This is a genomic window from Variovorax sp. J22G73 (genome assembly GCF_030317035.1).
Taxonomy (GTDB): Bacteria; Pseudomonadota; Gammaproteobacteria; order Burkholderiales; family Burkholderiaceae_C; genus Variovorax.
This window is the reverse complement of sequence record NZ_JASZYK010000008.1, coordinates 223,016-237,616: the sequence shown is the minus strand read 5'-3', so window position 1 is coordinate 237,616 and position 14,601 is coordinate 223,016. Positions and strand designations below refer to the sequence as shown.

Genomic DNA, 14,601 nt, shown 5'->3' with positions numbered 1-14,601 from the left:
TGCAGATCAAGGCAGCACGGGCACGGGCACGATCTCGCGCTCGCCGTTGCCCGCGTCGCGCAGCACCACCGGCAGCGCGCGCGGCAGGGCCAGCGCAAAGTTCTCGACCTTGCGCGCATCGACGCTGCCGCTGATGCGCATGCGAGCGATGGCCGGGTCGGCGATGCGCAGGTGCGTGTCGCCATAGCGCTCGAACTCGGCGAGCACGTCTGACAACGGCGTGTTGTCGAACGCGATGCGGCCGTCGCGCCACGGCGCGAAGGCCGCCGTGCTCACCTGCGAGACCGCATCGATGTGGCCGCTGCTGTCGGCATTCACGGCCTGGCCGGCCGTGAGCAGCACGCCGGCGCCGCCCGCCAGCGGGTCGTCGGCATCGACCGGCGCGCTGGCCGGCGCCACCTTCACGCGGCCTTCTTCCACCGCCACCCTTACACCCCCGGGCACGTCGGCATCAGCCGTATAGCGCACCGAGAAGCGCGTGCCCAGCACCGTGATGCGCAGCGGCCCGGCCAGCACGTCGAACGGCCTGCCCGGGTCGGCCTGCACCTGGAAGGCGCTCTGGCCTTGCGGCAGGCGCACCTCGCGGCGCTGGCGGTAGAGGCTGACCTCGGCGCGCGTGGCCGTGTCCAGCTGCAGGTTGCTGCCGTCGGGCAGCGTCACGTCGAGCAGCTGGCCGCGCGCGGTCACGAAGGTCTGGCTGAACAGCGCGCGGTTCTGCCACTGGTCGTAGCCCAGCCACGTGCCGGCGGCCACCACCACGGCGAACGCGGCGCCCGCGGCCTGGGGCACCAGGCCGCGCAGGGCGTGCGGGGAAAGCCATGCGGTGGCGCGGGAGCGTTGTGGTTGCGTCGGCCTTTTGGTTGTTGTCGGTGTTGTCAGTGTTGGCGCAGGGTTCGGCGGCAGCGCGCGCGGCAAGCCGTCGCGCAGCCGCTCGACTGCGTGCGCCGGCAGCGTGTCGAGCTCGGCCCATGTCGCCTGGTGCCGCATGAACGCGGCATGGTGCGCCGGGCTTTCGGACAGCCACGCCTGGAACTGGGCCTCCGCCTGCGCGCCCAGCCCGCGCTGGCGGCGCAGCAACCACGCGGCGGCCTGTTGATCGACCGCATCGCCGGTGGGCTCGTACTCCGCTAGCTCGCGTTCGTCGCGCAGCTCGTCCCCGCGCGCAGGCGCGAGGTCGGGGCGGTCCGGGGAAGGTGGCAGAAGGCGGTTCATGGAATGAAGGCTGTCTGCATGTATGGACGCACGAGGCGCCGCCATCCTGATGCCGCTGCGTAAAAAAGCCGTGTCATGGCGCGCGGCCTTCGCTGCCTTCACCGTCCAGCCGGTCGCGGCAGGCGCGGCAGGCGTCCATGCCGCGCATCACGTGGCGCTCCACCATGTTCACGGAAATGCCCATGCGCCGTGCGATCTCGGCCTGGTCGACGCCGTCGATCTTGTAGAGCACGAAGGCTTCGCGGCAGCGCGGTGGCAGCGCCTCGATGGTGGCCAGCATGGCCTGCGCGCGCTGCGCCGCGCACAGCTGCTCCTCGGGCTGCGAGGAGCGCGCGGCGGCGGGCAGCGTGTGTTCGGGCAGCGCGTCCAGGTCGTCGTGGTCGCGCAGCTTGTTGCGCCGGCTCGCGTCGATCACCAGGTTGTAGGCGGTGCGGTGCAGCACCGAGCGCAGCTTTTCCACGGGGCGCCCGGCATGGCGCAAGGCCAGCACGCGCGTGAACGCCTCCTGCACGACGTCGTCGGCCGCATGGCGGTCCTTCAACGTGCGGGTGAGGAGGGAATGCAGTTCCCGGTAATAGCGCGCGACCACGGAAGACAAGGCAAGACGTCCAGCAGGGGAAGCCTCCCTCGGGCATGCGGCAGATGTGGCGGCGGCTGATCTGTACAGGCGAAACGGGCCGAGGGCGTAGGGCGCGGATTATGGCATCGGGCCTGTTGGCCCCTCGGCCTGCGGCCCCATTGCGCGGACGCATTGCACGCCCTCGTTGCTCGGGGTTCTTGCCGCCGAAAAAAAAGTTGAAAAAAAGTGGTGACGGCACGTCAGGGCCGGGCGGCCTCGTGCGTCTATATGAATGAGAGTCTTTGTTATTCGCCAGCTTCGCCGGGCTGCGCCGCCACAGACCTTCGTTTTTTCAACCGTGTATCCAAGGAGCACTCTCATGTTCAAGCAATCCCTGCTCGCGCTCGCCTTGTCGGCGGCCGCCATCGGCGCCCAGGCGCACCAGCTCTGGCTGGAGCGCGACGCCAGCGGCCCCGTGCGCGTGTACGTCGGCGATGCCGACAGCGCGCACGACAGCGGCGAAGAAGTCGCCAGGCTCGCCGCCACCACGCAGGTGTTCACCACCGACCGCGCGCAGCCCGCGAAGCTCGTGGTGAAGCCGGACCACCTCGAAGCGGCCGTGGCCGAAACGGGTGCAACGGGCGGAACTGGCGATGTGCGCTTGGTCAACGACCAGGTGTGGAAGCCCTGGAAGACCAAGGAAGGCCACACCAAGGCCGCCGTGTTCAACGCACGTGCGGGCCGCACCGACACCCACGTCGTGCTCGACTACGAGCTGGTGCCCGTGAAGGCCGGTGGCGACACCTTCATGCTGTTCTTCCGCGGCCAGCCCGTGGCGGACAAGGCCGTGACCGTCATCAACCCCGAGAAGTGGAGCAAGCACTTCAAGACCGACAAGGCCGGTCGCATCGACGTGCCGGTGAAGGAAAAGGGCCGCTACATCCTCGTGAGCGCGCACGACGCCGACCCGGTGGGCGAGCTCGAAATCGCGGGCCAGAAGGTGCAGAAGCTGGGCTACACGGCCACGCTGAGCTTCGTGGCCAGGTAAGCGCCGCAAGCACGCCATTCGCCCCATGGCCAGAGTGCCGAGGGGAGGGCGCTGAGGGGCACGCGCGTCGTGCCCCGCAGCGTGAACAGAGACAAGAAGAGAGAGCCAGAAATTTTCATGAACACCCGATTCCACGCCGCGCTCGCAGCCGCCGCCTTGCTGCTGGCAGGCACCGCCCATGCCGACTACCTGTGGCTGCAAAAAGAGCCCGCCACCGGCGGTGACACCACAAACACCATCGCGTACTTCAGCATCCGCGCCGGCGAGCTGCGCAAGCCTCTCGCCGCGCTGCCCGCGCTGCAGCAACCCAAGGCCGTGCTGCCCGACGGCAAGCCCCTGCCCGTCGAGTCCCGCGCCGACTGTTTCGATGTGGCGCTGCCCGCGGAGGCGGCGAATGGCGACCTTCGCTTCACCGCCACCCGCACCGGCGACAAGGGCGTGCTCACCTACTACCAGTCACGCTTCGGCCGCGCCGGCACGCAGGCCGTGAACGACCTGGAGCTGGTGCCGACCGAGCCTGGCGGCAACACCTTCAAGCTCATGTTCAAGGGCCGCGTGGTGTCGGCCAGCCAGGTCAACGTCGACACCGCCGAAGGCTGGCGCCGCCAGCTCGCGCCGGCGGCCGACGGCAGCGTCACGCTGGGCACGCCGTTCCCGGGCCTGTATGTGCTGGAGGTGACCGCGCGGGTAGACAACGGCGCCGTCACGCTCGACGGCAAGAAGTACGACGACGTGCGCCACACCGCCACGCTGAGCTTCGAGGTCAAGCCCTGATGAATGCGCCTGTGCGCGCGGGCACCGCCGTGCTGCTCGTTGCCGTGGTGGTGGTCGCGGGCATCGCCTTCTGGTGGCCGGGCCGCGGCGCGCCCGCGTACGACACCGTGCCCGTGGCCCGCGCCGACATCGAAGCCACCGTCACCGCCATCGGCACGCTGCAGCCGCGCAAGTACGTGGACGTGGGCGCGCAGGTGTCGGGCCAGGTCAACCGGCTGCACGTGCAGGCCGGCGACACGGTGAAGAAGGGGCAGCTGCTGGTCGAGATCGACCCCAGCGTGCAGCAGGCCACGGTCGACGCGGGACGCGCATCGCTCGCCGGCCTGCGCGCGCAGCTGGCCGACCAGCAGGCCCAGCACCGCCTCGCGGGCCAGCAGCTGGCGCGGCAAAGGCAAATGGCGCAAGACGAGGCCACGCGGCTCGAAGACCTGCAGGCCGCCGAAGCCGCCTTCGCCTCGGCCGGCGCGAAGAGCGACAACCTCCGCGCCCAGATCGACCAGACCCAGGCCACCCTCAAGGCCGACGAGGCCCGGCTGGGCTACACCCGCATCTACGCCTCGATGGCGGGCACCGTAGTGTCGGTGGAGGCGCGCGAGGGCCAGACGCTGAACGCCACCTACCAGACGCCCAACATCCTGCGCATTGCCGACCTGGGCGCCATGACGGTGTGGACCGAGGTGAGCGAGGCCGACGTGCGCCGCGTGAAGCCGGCCATGCCCGTGTACTTCACCACGTTGGGCGGGCACGGCGACGGCCGTGGCGATGAGGTGCCGCGGCGCTGGCAGGGCGCCGTGCGCCAGGTGCTGCCCGCGCCGCCCGTCGCCGAGAACAAGGGCGCCACCACCGCCACGCCGGCCGCCGCCACCAAGGCCGTGGCGTACACCGTGCTGTTCGACGTGGACAACGCCGACGGCGAGCTCATGCCGCAGATGACGGCGCAGGTCGCCTTCGTGACCGCGAGCGCCAGCAACGCGATCGCGGTGCCGCTGGCGGCCATCACGAGCGTCACCGCCGCGGGCGGTGCCACCGGCGCACGCGGCTCCCACACCGCGCGCGTGCTCGCCAGCAACGGCCGCCCCGAACTGCGCACGCTGCGCGTGGGCGCGCGCAGCCGCCACCACGCCGAAGTGCTGGAGGGCCTGAAAGAGGGCGAGCGCCTGGTGCTCGGCGAGGCGAAGCCGGCCACCGGCCTCGGATGGCTGCAATGGTGAGCACCGCGACCGTTCCCGCGCTCATCGAGTTACGCGGCATCCGCAAGCGCTACGGCGGCGGTGCGCAGCCCGCGGTCGAGGTGCTGCGCGGCATCGACCTGGACATTCGCGCGGGAGAGTTCGTCGCCATCGTCGGTGCCTCGGGCTCGGGCAAGTCCACGCTCATGAACCTGCTCGGCTGCCTCGACCGGCCCAGCGAGGGCAGCTACCGCTTCGCCGGCAAGGACGTGTCGGCGCTGGGCGCCGACGAGCTGGCCTGGCTGCGCCGCGAGGCCTTCGGCTTCGTGTTCCAGGGCTACCACCTGATCGCCACCGAATCGGCGCGCGAGAACGTCGAGGTGCCGGCCATCTACGCCGGTGCCTCCGAAAGCGAGCGGGCCGCGCGCGCCACCGCGCTGCTGGCGCGCCTGGGCATGGCCGACAAGCTCGACAACCGGCCTGCACAGCTCTCCGGCGGGCAGCAGCAGCGCGTGTCGATCGCGCGCGCGCTGATGAACGGCGGCCGCATCATCCTGGCCGACGAGCCCACCGGCGCGCTCGACAGCAAGAGCGGCGCCGAGGTGATGGCGCTGCTGAACGAGCTGGCCGACGCGGGCCACACCATCGTGCTGATCACGCACGACCGCGGCGTGGCCGCGCAGGCGCGGCGCGTCATCGAGATTCGCGACGGCGCCATCGTGGCCGACAGCGGCAGCGAGCCGGGGCACGAAAAAAAGAAAAACGAAAACGAAAAGGAACACGAAAAGCAACACGCTGTCGCCGTGCTGCCCGCCTTCGACATGTCGCGCGCCGCCGGCGACAGCGGCGCCTCTTTTGCCGCCGACCTGCGCGAGGCCGCGCGCACCGCCTGGCGCGGCATGCGGCTGAACCGCTCGCGCACCGGCCTCACGCTGCTGGGCATCGTCATCGGCGTAGCCTCGGTCATCGTGATGCTCGCGGTGGGTGAAGGCGCACGCCAGCGCGTGGTGCAGCAGATGGGCACGCTGGGCACCACCATCATGTACCTGGGCAGCCGCGCCCCCACCAGCGGCGGCCCGGCCCGCCCGCTCACGCAGGACGACCTGGACGCCGTGGCCGCGCTGCCCGAGGTGGGCCATGTGATGCCCGTCATCGGCGACCCGATCACCGTGCGCCACGGCAATGCCGACCGCGAGGTGTACGTGTTCGCCAGCAGCAACGCCATGCCCGTGGTGCACCAGTGGCCCGTGGCGCTGGGCCGCTACTTCAGCGACGAGGAAGACCGTGGCCTGGCGCCGCTGGTGGTGCTGGGCCACAAGGCGCGCGCGCACTTCTTTCCCGACATCGAAGACCCGCGCGGGCGGCAGTTGCTCATCGGCAATTCGCCCTTCGAGGTCATCGGCGTCATGGCCGAGCGTGGCGCCGAATCGGGCGCGCAGAGCTACGACGACATGGTGTTCATCCCCTACCAGGCGGGCAGGGCGCGCGTGTACCAGGTGCAGACCCAGCCTGACTACACCGTCGTTTCCGCCGCCTCGTCGGCCCAGGTGCTGGCGGCGGAGGCGGGCATTCGCAAGCTGCTGCTGGCGCGTCATGGCAGGGAAGACTTCGCCATCGGCAACGCCGCCGCCAAGCTGCAGGCCGAGGCGCAGACGCGGCGCAGCATGACGCTGATGCTGGGCCTGATCGCCGCCGTGTCCCTGGTGGTCGGCGGCATCGGCGTGATGAACGTGATGCTGATGACCGTGCGCGAGCGCACGCGCGAAATCGGCATTCGCATGGCCACGGGGGCGCGGCAGCGCGACATCTTGCGGCAGTTTCTGACCGAGGCCACGCTGCTCACGCTCACCGGCGGCGTGGTGGGCGTGCTCGCGGGGCTGGCCGTGGGTGCCGTGCTGATCTTCAGCGGCGTGCCCATGGTGTTTTCAGTGACGGCGATGGCGGGAGCCTTCGGCTGCGCCGTCGCGACCGGATTGATCTTCGGCTACATGCCCGCGACGACCGCCGCGCGGCTGGCGCCGGTCGTGGCGCTGGCAGGGGAGTGAGGATGACGATGCGCAGGTTCTTGAAACCGCTGGCGGCCACGGCGGCAGCGGTGGCCGCGGCTTGGCTGCTGTCGGGTTGCGCGACCGCGTCGCCGCCGACCACCACGCCCGTCGCGGCCGTGCCCGACGCGGCGGCACAGCGCGACGCCCCGTGGTGGCGCAGCTTCGGCAGCACCGAGCTCGACGCGCTGGTCGAGCAGGCCGCCACGCAGAGCCTCGACGTGGCCGCCGCCGCCGCGCGCGTGCGGCAGGCCGAGGCGTCCGCGCGCATGGCCGGCGCGGCCCTGTGGCCGGGCGTGACGGCGGGGCTCGATGCCACGCGGCAAGGCCGCATGGGTGGCGAGGCGCAGGTCGCGGGCGACAGCTTCGCGGCCAGCCTCGGCGCTAGCTACGAGCTCGACTTCTGGGGCGGCAACCGGGCCGCCCAGCACAGCGCGCTGGCCGGCCTGCGCGCCAGCGCCTTCGCGCAAGACACCGTGCGGCTGACCACCACGGCGGGCGTTGCCAACGCATGGCTGCAGGCCGTGTCGCTGCGCGAGCGCGCGGCCATCGGCACGCGCAACCTCGACAACGCGCAGCGCGTGCTGGCGCTGGTCGACTCACGCGCCCGCGCGGGCGCGGCCACGCCGCTGGAGCTCGCGCAACAGCGCGGCCTGGTCGCAAGCCAGCAACGCACGCTGGCCGCGCTGCACCAGCAGGCCAACGACGCGCGCACCGCGCTGGCCGTGCTGTCGGGCCAATCGGCCTTCGGCTTCGACCTTGCCGCCGCGAGCCTCGACGGCCTGCGCGAGCCCGGCATCGGTGCGGGCCTGCCGTCGGACCTGCTCGCGCGGCGGCCCGACATCGCGCGTGCCGAAGCCTTGCTCGACGCGGCCGATGCCGACATCGCCGTGGCGCGCGCCGCCCTGCTGCCGCGCGTGACGCTGGGCGCCGGCGTGGGCTGGAGCGCCGGCCGGTTGCGCGCGCTGTTCGACAGCCCCGTGTACTCGCTGGCCGCCGGGCTGGCGGCGCCCATCTTCGACGCCGGCCGGCTGGCCGCGGGGCGCGATCTGGCCGTGGCGCGGCGCGAAGAGCTGCTGGCGGGCTACCGCGCCGCCGTGGTCGCGGCCTTCGGTGACGTGGCCACCGCGCTCGACGCGGTGGCGGGCATCGACCGGCAACGCGATGCGCAGGCGGAAGAACTCCGCCAGGCCCAGCGCGCGTTCACGCTCGCGCAGTCCCGCTACAAGGCCGGCGCCGAAACGCTGCTGGTGCTGCTCGACGCGCAGCGCACGCTCTATGCCGCGCAAGACGCCGCGGTGCAACTGAAGACACAGCGCCTGCAGGCCAGCGTGGCGCTGTACCGCGCGCTGGGCGGCGGATGGGCGCAGCAACAGCAGGTGGCAACCACACACAACAGGGAGACATCGCCATGAGCGGTACCAACGTGATGCAGCGCCTGCGCGCCGCGGGGCTGCGGCCCACCAGCGCGCGCATCGGCGTGCTGCAGGTCATCGATGCGGCGGGAGAGACGCCCTTGCCCGCCGAAGAGGTGTTCCGCCGCATGAGCGTGCGCGGCACGCGCGTGAGCCTGGGCACCGTCTACCGCCTGATCCACGAGCTGGAAACGCGGCAGGTGCTGCTGCGCGGCTGGGGCAGCGACCGCAAGGCGCTGTACTGGCTGCGGCGCACCGAGCGCGGTGCGCTGGGCCTGCAGCTGGTGTGCCAGCGCACCGGCCGCCGCGTGGTGCTGGACGACGCCGACCTGGGCGCGCGCCTGCTCGCCGCGGCGGAGCGCGAAGGCTTCGACCTGGCCGGGCTCGTGCTCGAAGTGCAGCCCAGCCCCGGCGGCACGGGCCGCTACTTCAGCGCCTTGCCTGCCGACGCGGCCAGTGCTGTGCGCACCTGAAAGAAGAGGCGGCCAGGCGCCCGTGTTGTCGTCGCGCCGCTGCGGCACGGCGCGCGTTCGCGTGTCCTGCGCAAGTCCTTCGACGGAAGTTGTATTTGTTGGCGCGAATCAAGAATTCGTGCTGCGTGCCTTGCCACACGGCACCTGCTCTTGCCTAAAGTGAACGCCCCAGTCACTCAATTTCCCATCAAGGGAACACAGAAAGGCGTCACGCACAACCTCATCGGTTCTTGAAGGGCTGCTTGCCTCGCGGCAGGTTGTCGGTGTGAAAGCACCGATGCAAAAGCGAGGTATCAAAAGGCGACGGCCGGGGTGTAAGAAGCACCCCGACCGTCTAACCAAAGAAGTGCAACAACCTTCAAAGGACCGCACAAAAATGGCTACCAAGACTATAGCCCCGCCTCGCACGCCGGTATCCCCCGAAGCAAACGCCCAGGACACCCAGCATCCGGCGGACTTGCTTGAAAACACCCTCTCCCAACTCGAGGCATTGCTGTGGGTTTGCCACGGCGAAGACGTCGACTGATGCAGCGGTGAGGGGCCACGTCAACTGGACAACCTGCTCTGGCTCGCGGCCGACATGGCGCGCAAGGCGGGTGAGCTGTTTCAGTTGAACGAGAAGGCGCGACGCCATGCGCCTGAGGCCGGCACCGTCGCCTAGCAGCGGCCGGCCTGACAGGCTGCGAATTTTTCGTGGCCTGTCATTGAGCTGCTCGTGCCTGGTTCATACCGCCCGTGATCCATCGCCCGTGATTTGCGCGCCATGGAAAATCGCCGGCATGCGCGAAATCATTTACTACTCATCGATGCTGCTGCTCGGATTCGCCTGGTACCGCTTCGGGCAGAACCGTTTGAACAAGGGCTACCGCGACGAGAACGACCAACGCACCGAAGGGTTTGTCGGGCCCATCGGATTCGTGATGACGGCTGGCATCTCGGTCTACCTGCTGTTCGCCTTCTTGCGCGCGCTGGTTCGCGGCGAAGTGCCCTGCGTGGGCAAAGCCTGCAGGTCGCAGATCTATACCCTGGCCGCGAACGCGGGAGAGTACTGGGCCAACATGTTCTTCCTGCTGTGGATCGTGCTGGCCCTGGGGTACGGGCTGTACGTGACGGCCAGGATCTGGTTTCGCGCCTAATTCGCCAAAAGCGCGCACTGCGTCTACTGCGCTTGGTGCGCTTCCCAGCGTCGGCCTTTGCTCTTTTACTGCTTGACCGGAGCGTGCGCCGCGCCGTCTGCCGGCGCCCGCTGCGCGGCGGCGGCAGCTTCGGCCTCCTTGTCCTTCTTGTTCGCCATGTGCCGCCCGACCACGCAGCCGCCCGCCGCGCCGATCAGGCCGTGATGCCCCGCGACGTGGCCGCCGACACCGCCGACCACCGCGCCCTTGATGCAGCCCTTGGCTTCCGCAGCGCCGGCCATGGTGAGAAATGCGCCGGCCGCAGCGAGCGCGAGCAAAGTGCGAGAGAGCTTCATGAAACGTCCTTCGTGTTGTTGATGGTTTTATGCCATTCACGGTAGGGCGCTTGCGCACAGGCCGGCGTACGCGGCGGATGCCTTGCGCTGTAGGCGCGCTTCGCCGTCGGCGGAGCGACGGGTAGCCAGGTCTGCGGGTCGGTGGGTCGGTGGGTCGACGCGGGCAGCGCGCGCCACTACCATTCCCGAAGCCCAAGCACGGAGACCCGCATGAAAACGCTCAAGATCATGGCGCACATCTCGCTGGACGGCGTGATGCAGAGTTCCGCCGAAGACGGCTTCCCCTACGCCGACTGGACCGCCCCCTACCGCACCCCCGCCGGCCTGGGCGAGGTGCTCGCCGCGCAGGGCGCGCACTTCGACCTGCTTCTGGGCCGCCGCACCTACGACATGTGGTCGGCCTACTGGCCCAAGGCACCGGGCGGCCCGATGGCGGACAGCCTGAACGCGGCGACCAAGTACGTCGCCACGCACCACCCCGAAACCTTGCAATGGGGCCCCTTCGAGGGCGTCGGGCCGGACATCGTCGAAGGCGTTCGCCGCATCAAGTCGCAGGCGGGGCCGAACCTGGTGCTCTGGGGCAGCTCCACGCTGGCGTCGACGCTGCTCGAACACGGGCTCGTGGACGAGCTATTGCTCATCGTCTACCCCGTGCTGGTGGGCACCGGCAAGCGCTTCTTCGCGCAAGGCACGCCGGCGCGTTCTCTCGAAATCGTCAGCACGAAGGCGATGCCGTCGGGCATCGTGCTGAATGCGTTCAGGGTGGCCGGGCCGTTGGAAAACCGAAGCTAGGGCGCGGGACATTGCGGCTCTCGGCCGCGGTCGGCAGCCGTCGCCAGCCCGGGACTTTCCGCTTTCAGCGGTTCGTGAGCAGGGCCGAAGCCGTTGCCTGCAGGACGATTGCGCGGTCGGGCTCGTCCATCACGTAGGCCGAGTCGAGCAGGTTCTTCAGAAGCCGATCGAACTGGCGGCGCACCTGTTCAGGTGCCGGATGCGCCATGTAGAGGGCATGGAGCATCGAGCAGATGCCGGAAATCTGCGTGCCCAGTACGTCGATGTCGCCGAGGCGCCCCGCAGCCTCCGCTGCCAATAGATGGTCTTCGTGTGTCATTGGTCTTTGGACCGTCTTGTGACGGTGCTTTCCTGGTTTGGCGCCCTTGTGAAGCGCATGTGCTTCGAAACCGAAGCCGAACCCAGATTACGCAATACCAATACCAATGGATTACATTTGGCGAGGCGATTTTTGAAATTTGAGACTTATTTCACGCTTCAAGACGCCTCCCACCCACCAAAGCCAGTCGGTCGCTCGCCTCAGCTTCCGGGTTGACCGGCGGCTGCGCGGCCGCCTTTTTCGACACGCGTGCAGCTCGCGACCATCAGCCCGGCACAGGCATTGCTGCGGAGCCTTGACCGATTCGGCGGAACCGAAACCCCAAGCCGCACCTCAGTCATTCACATGCACCGTTTCTGGCACTCCTTCACGTCACTGGGCGACAGCGGCTTTCTGCTGCCCGCCGCGTTGCTCGTCGGGCTGTGGCTGTTCCTTCACCGGCACACACGCACGGCCGCTTGGCAATGGGCGTTGATGTTCGGCGCCTGCGGCTTCGTGGTCATGGTGTCGAAGATCGCCTTCATGGGCTGGGGCATCGGCAGCGCGGCGCTCAACTTCACCGGCTTCAGCGGCCACACCGCGCTGGCGACCAGCGTGTGGCCCGTGCTGCTGTGGGTGGCGACGTCGCGCGCCTCGCGCCGTTGGCGGCTCGCCGCCGCGGTGCTGGGGTGGTGCCTGGCCGTCGGCATCGGCATCTCGCGGCTGGCGCTGGAGGCGCACTCGGTCTCGGAAGTGGTCGCCGGCGCCATGCTCGGCACCCTGGTGAGCGCCGGCTTCCTGTGGTTGCAGGGGCCAACGCCGGCGCCCGTGCGGGGACGGCGTTGGCCGCTTGCGGCAGCCGTCGTGCTGATGGCGCTGGTGTCGCACGGCCGGCCCGCCCCGACGCAGGACGCGCTGGCGCTCATCGCCGTGAAGCTGTCGGGCAGGGAGCGCCCCTGCACGCGCGATGAAATGCTTGCGACTTCGGTGGCTTGGCGCGCGAAGCAAGGGCTGTAAGGGAGCGACGGGGTGGGCAGGCCGCAGGAGGCGGCCGAGTGACATCGTGTGTGCAGCGTGGAACGGCGTAGCCACGTTCCGTGCGCAATAAATTGACTCTTAAGCGGCTTAAGAGTCAATTTATTGCGTATTCGCGCTTCAAGGATGCCTGCTCGCCCGCCCGATGGCTGGCGTGCCTCGCGCTTGCAGCACCGCGACATCGCTCTCGTCCTTCAGCCCCACGCCGGTCAGCCCTCGCCGCAGCGATTCGCGCATCAGCCAGGCCAGCTTGAACGCCGCAGTTTCGTAGGGCAGTCCTTCGGGCCGCACGTTCGAAATGCAGTTGCGCTCGGCGTCGTGCCGCCCGCGTTTCGGCGAATGCGTCAGGTAGATGCCCAGGCTGTCCGGCGAGCTCAGGCCGGGCCGCTCGCCGATGAGGATCACCGACAGCGCCGCGCCGAAGAGCTCGCCCACCTCGTCGGCCAGCGCCACGCGTGCCTGCGTGGCGATGACCACCGGCGCGAAGCTGGTGTCGGCCGGCAGCTGCGCGCGCAGCGCCGCGAGCAGCGGTGCGGCATGGCGCGCGACGGCGAGCGACGAGAGGCCGTCGCCGACGACGATGCACACATCGCAGCCGTAGCGCCGGTCGGCGAGCAGGCGCGTGGCGGCGCCTTCGTCGAGCTGCCGGCCCAGGTCGGGGCGGCGCAGGTACTCGGTGCGGTCCGCGGCCTGGCTGCGCGCGCGGGCCACTTGCCAGTGCTGCGCGGTCAACGCGGCTTCGAGCGCGTCGACGTCCAGCGCCGCGTGGATCGCGTCGCGCGCCATGGCGTGCGCCCAGCCGAAGCGCAGCGTCTCGTCGGTCGGCATGCCGGCGCCCGCGCGGCCCAGCGCGAGCCGCGCCGGGGTGGCGGCGCGCCATTGCGCCCAGGGGTTGGGGGTGACCGAGTCGTCGCTCATGGCGCCAGCGCGGCCAGCCCGCCCATGTCGGCCAGCAGCCGGTTCGACGAAGGCGGCGCGAGCCGGCCCGCCGCGTCGGTGATGTGCATGCGCTGCAGCCAGGCCTCGAACTCGGGCGCGCGCTGGAGGCCCAGCGTGTCGCGCAAAAAGAGCGCGTCGTGGAAAGAGGTGCTCTGGTAGTTGAGCATCACGTCATCCGCGCCCGGAATGCCCATGATGAAGTTGATGCCCGCGGTGCCCAGCAGCACGAGCAGCGTGTCCATGTCGTCCTGGTCGGCCTCGGCGTGGTTGGTGTAGCAGATGTCGCAACCAATGGGCAGGCCCAGCAGCTTGCCGCTGAAATGGTCTTCCAGCCCGGCGCGAATGATCTGCTTGCCGTCGTACAGGTACTCCGGCCCGATGAAGCCGACCACGGTGTTGATCAGGAAGGGCTTGTAGCGCCGCGCCAGCGCATACGCGCGCACCTCGCAGGTCTGCTGGTCGACGCCGAAGTTGGCGTTGGCCGACAGCGCGCTGCCCTGGCCGGTCTCGAAATACATGACGTTGTCGCCGACGGTGCCGCGCTTGAGCGACAGCGCCGCGGCGTAGGCCTCGTCGAGCAGCTCGGGCGTTACGCCGAAAGACAGGTTGGCCTTCTCAGTGCCCGCGATGGACTGGAACACCAGGTCGACCGGCGCGCCGGCCTCTGCCAGCTTGAGCGTGTTGGTCACGTGGGTGAGCACGCAGCTTTGCGTGGGAATCTCGAAGCGCTGGATGACCTCGTCGAGCATGCGCAGCAACTGGCCGAGCACGGGCATGCTGTCAGAAGCGGGGTTGAGGCCGATCACCGCGTCGCCCGCGCCGTAGAGCAGCCCGTCGAGCGTGGAGGCGGCCACGCCGCGCAGGTCGTCGGTCGGGTGGTTGGGCTGCAGCCGCACCGCCAGGTGGCCGGGCAGGCCGATGGTGTCGCGAAAGCGCGTGACCACGCAGCACTTTTTCGCGACCGACACCAGGTCCTGGTTGCGCATGAGCTTGGACACGGCCGCCACCATCTCGGGCGTGAGGCCCGGCGCCAACGCGGTGAGCGTGGCGGTGGTGGCCGCGTCGGACAGCAGCCAGTTGCGAAAGTCGCCGACCGTGAGGTGCGAGACGGGCGCGAAGGCCTGCGCGTCGTGGCTGTCGATGATGAGCCGCGTGATGTTGTCGCGCTCGTAGGGAACCAGCGCTTCGGTCAGGAACTGCTTGAGCGGCGTGTCCGCCAGCACATGGCGCGCGGCCATGCGCTGCTGCGCGGTGGCCGCGCCGATGCCCGCCAGGTAGTCGCCCGAGCGCGCGGGGCTCGCGAAGGCCATGACCTGGCGCAGGTCGTCGAAGGCGAACACCTGGTGGTCGATGGTGGTGCGGTAGAGCATC

At 69.8% G+C, this 14,601-nt stretch carries 16 protein-coding genes; 10 read left to right on the top strand and 6 right to left on the bottom strand.

What is annotated here, in order from left to right; all coding sequences use genetic code 11:
* Window positions 1-6 precede the first annotated feature (6 nt).
* Together QTI51_RS26480 and QTI51_RS26475 are read right to left on the bottom strand one after the other, a co-directional pair.
* A complete protein-coding gene (locus QTI51_RS26480; protein ID WP_286516693.1) occupies window positions 7-1,212 on the bottom strand; it encodes a FecR family protein in 1,206 nt (401 codons plus the stop codon).
* Window positions 1,213-1,285: 73 nt separating this feature from the next.
* A complete protein-coding gene (locus tag QTI51_RS26475; RefSeq protein ID WP_286516823.1) occupies window positions 1,286-1,801 on the bottom strand; it encodes an RNA polymerase sigma factor in 516 nt (171 codons plus the stop codon).
* A gap of 349 nt (window positions 1,802-2,150) precedes the next feature.
* On the opposite strand from QTI51_RS26475, the gene QTI51_RS26470 reads away from it, so the two are divergent.
* From QTI51_RS26470 to QTI51_RS26435, 8 genes are all read left to right on the top strand, one after another.
* The gene (locus QTI51_RS26470; RefSeq protein ID WP_286516691.1) at window positions 2,151-2,819 is read left to right on the top strand and encodes a nickel uptake transporter family protein; all 669 of its coding nucleotides are present in this window, start codon (window positions 2,151-2,153) and stop codon (window positions 2,817-2,819) included.
* Window positions 2,820-2,936: 117 nt separating this feature from the next.
* A complete protein-coding gene (locus QTI51_RS26465) occupies window positions 2,937-3,593 on the top strand; it encodes a hypothetical protein (protein WP_286516690.1) in 657 nt (218 codons plus the stop codon).
* Window positions 3,593-4,804 carry an efflux RND transporter periplasmic adaptor subunit gene (locus QTI51_RS26460; RefSeq protein ID WP_286516689.1) on the top strand — a complete coding sequence of 404 codons (1,212 nt, stop codon included), beginning with the start codon at window positions 3,593-3,595 and terminating at the stop codon, window positions 4,802-4,804. Before QTI51_RS26465 ends, QTI51_RS26460 begins: the two co-directional genes overlap by 1 nt.
* The gene (locus QTI51_RS26455; protein WP_286516688.1) at window positions 4,798-6,807 is read left to right on the top strand and encodes an ABC transporter permease; all 2,010 of its coding nucleotides are present in this window, start codon (window positions 4,798-4,800) and stop codon (window positions 6,805-6,807) included. Before QTI51_RS26460 ends, QTI51_RS26455 begins: the two co-directional genes overlap by 7 nt.
* An 8-nt stretch (window positions 6,808-6,815) precedes the next feature.
* The gene (locus QTI51_RS26450; protein WP_286516687.1) at window positions 6,816-8,222 is read left to right on the top strand and encodes an efflux transporter outer membrane subunit; all 1,407 of its coding nucleotides are present in this window, start codon (window positions 6,816-6,818) and stop codon (window positions 8,220-8,222) included.
* On the top strand, window positions 8,219-8,695 hold the full coding sequence (locus QTI51_RS26445) for a Fur family transcriptional regulator (RefSeq protein WP_165840432.1): 477 nt from the start codon (window positions 8,219-8,221) through the stop codon (window positions 8,693-8,695). Before QTI51_RS26450 ends, QTI51_RS26445 begins: the two co-directional genes overlap by 4 nt.
* Window positions 8,696-9,071: 376 nt before the next feature.
* The gene (locus QTI51_RS26440) at window positions 9,072-9,221 is read left to right on the top strand and encodes a hypothetical protein (RefSeq protein WP_286516686.1); all 150 of its coding nucleotides are present in this window, start codon (window positions 9,072-9,074) and stop codon (window positions 9,219-9,221) included.
* Between the two features lie 253 nt (window positions 9,222-9,474).
* Entirely contained in the window at window positions 9,475-9,831 is a 357-nt protein-coding gene (locus tag QTI51_RS26435) for a hypothetical protein (protein WP_286516685.1), read from the top strand.
* Window positions 9,832-9,896: 65 nt separating this feature from the next.
* Here QTI51_RS26435 and QTI51_RS26430 read toward each other — a convergent pair whose 3' ends face one another.
* Window positions 9,897-10,166, bottom strand: a complete 270-nt coding sequence (locus QTI51_RS26430) for a hypothetical protein (protein WP_116912077.1) — start codon at window positions 10,164-10,166, stop codon at window positions 9,897-9,899.
* A 210-nt stretch (window positions 10,167-10,376) separates the two neighbouring features.
* On the opposite strand from QTI51_RS26430, the gene QTI51_RS26425 reads away from it, so the two are divergent.
* Window positions 10,377-10,958: a dihydrofolate reductase family protein gene (locus QTI51_RS26425; protein ID WP_286516684.1), complete on the top strand. Its 582-nt coding sequence runs from the start codon at window positions 10,377-10,379 to the stop codon at window positions 10,956-10,958.
* A 64-nt stretch (window positions 10,959-11,022) separates the two neighbouring features.
* Here QTI51_RS26425 and QTI51_RS26420 read toward each other — a convergent pair whose 3' ends face one another.
* Complete coding sequence (locus QTI51_RS26420) at window positions 11,023-11,277, bottom strand: hypothetical protein (RefSeq protein ID WP_116912075.1); 255 nt, start codon at window positions 11,275-11,277, stop codon at window positions 11,023-11,025.
* 345 nt (window positions 11,278-11,622) lie between these two features.
* Between QTI51_RS26420 and QTI51_RS26415 the strand changes: the two genes are divergently transcribed.
* Window positions 11,623-12,273 (top strand): phosphatase PAP2 family protein, encoded by a 651-nt coding sequence (locus QTI51_RS26415; protein ID WP_286516683.1) that lies wholly within the window; start codon window positions 11,623-11,625, stop codon window positions 12,271-12,273.
* A 138-nt stretch (window positions 12,274-12,411) separates the two neighbouring features.
* Here the strand turns inward: QTI51_RS26415 and eutC are convergent, their stop codons facing one another.
* Entirely contained in the window at window positions 12,412-13,209 is a 798-nt protein-coding gene (gene eutC, locus QTI51_RS26410; protein ID WP_286516681.1) for an ethanolamine ammonia-lyase subunit EutC, read from the bottom strand.
* Complete coding sequence (locus QTI51_RS26405) at window positions 13,206-14,600, bottom strand: ethanolamine ammonia-lyase subunit EutB (protein WP_286516679.1); 1,395 nt, start codon at window positions 14,598-14,600, stop codon at window positions 13,206-13,208. Before QTI51_RS26405 ends, eutC begins: the two co-directional genes overlap by 4 nt.
* Window position 14,601: the final 1 nt, after the last annotated feature.

Bases quoted from the DNA above. Each gene is read 5' to 3' on its own strand.
- QTI51_RS26440 (WP_286516686.1), top strand. From the start codon at position 9,072: ATGGCTACCAAGACTATAGCCCCGCCTCGCACGCCGGTATCCCCCGAA.
- QTI51_RS26430 (WP_116912077.1), bottom strand. From the start codon at position 10,166: ATGAAGCTCTCTCGCACTTTGCTCGCGCTCGCTGCGGCCGGCGCATTT.
- QTI51_RS26415 (WP_286516683.1), top strand. From the start codon at position 11,623: ATGCACCGTTTCTGGCACTCCTTCACGTCACTGGGCGACAGCGGCTTT.
- QTI51_RS26480 (WP_286516693.1), bottom strand. From the start codon at position 1,212: ATGAACCGCCTTCTGCCACCTTCCCCGGACCGCCCCGACCTCGCGCCT.
- QTI51_RS26420 (WP_116912075.1), bottom strand. From the start codon at position 11,277: ATGACACACGAAGACCATCTATTGGCAGCGGAGGCTGCGGGGCGCCTC.
- QTI51_RS26445 (WP_165840432.1), top strand. From the start codon at position 8,219: ATGAGCGGTACCAACGTGATGCAGCGCCTGCGCGCCGCGGGGCTGCGG.
- QTI51_RS26450 (WP_286516687.1), top strand. From the start codon at position 6,816: ATGCGCAGGTTCTTGAAACCGCTGGCGGCCACGGCGGCAGCGGTGGCC.
- eutC (WP_286516681.1), bottom strand. From the start codon at position 13,209: ATGAGCGACGACTCGGTCACCCCCAACCCCTGGGCGCAATGGCGCGCC.
- QTI51_RS26470 (WP_286516691.1), top strand. From the start codon at position 2,151: ATGTTCAAGCAATCCCTGCTCGCGCTCGCCTTGTCGGCGGCCGCCATC.
- QTI51_RS26425 (WP_286516684.1), top strand. From the start codon at position 10,377: ATGAAAACGCTCAAGATCATGGCGCACATCTCGCTGGACGGCGTGATG.
- QTI51_RS26460 (WP_286516689.1), top strand. From the start codon at position 3,593: ATGAATGCGCCTGTGCGCGCGGGCACCGCCGTGCTGCTCGTTGCCGTG.
- QTI51_RS26455 (WP_286516688.1), top strand. From the start codon at position 4,798: ATGGTGAGCACCGCGACCGTTCCCGCGCTCATCGAGTTACGCGGCATC.
- QTI51_RS26465 (WP_286516690.1), top strand. From the start codon at position 2,937: ATGAACACCCGATTCCACGCCGCGCTCGCAGCCGCCGCCTTGCTGCTG.
- QTI51_RS26405 (WP_286516679.1), bottom strand. From the start codon at position 14,600: ATGCTCTACCGCACCACCATCGACCACCAGGTGTTCGCCTTCGACGAC.
- QTI51_RS26435 (WP_286516685.1), top strand. From the start codon at position 9,475: ATGCGCGAAATCATTTACTACTCATCGATGCTGCTGCTCGGATTCGCC.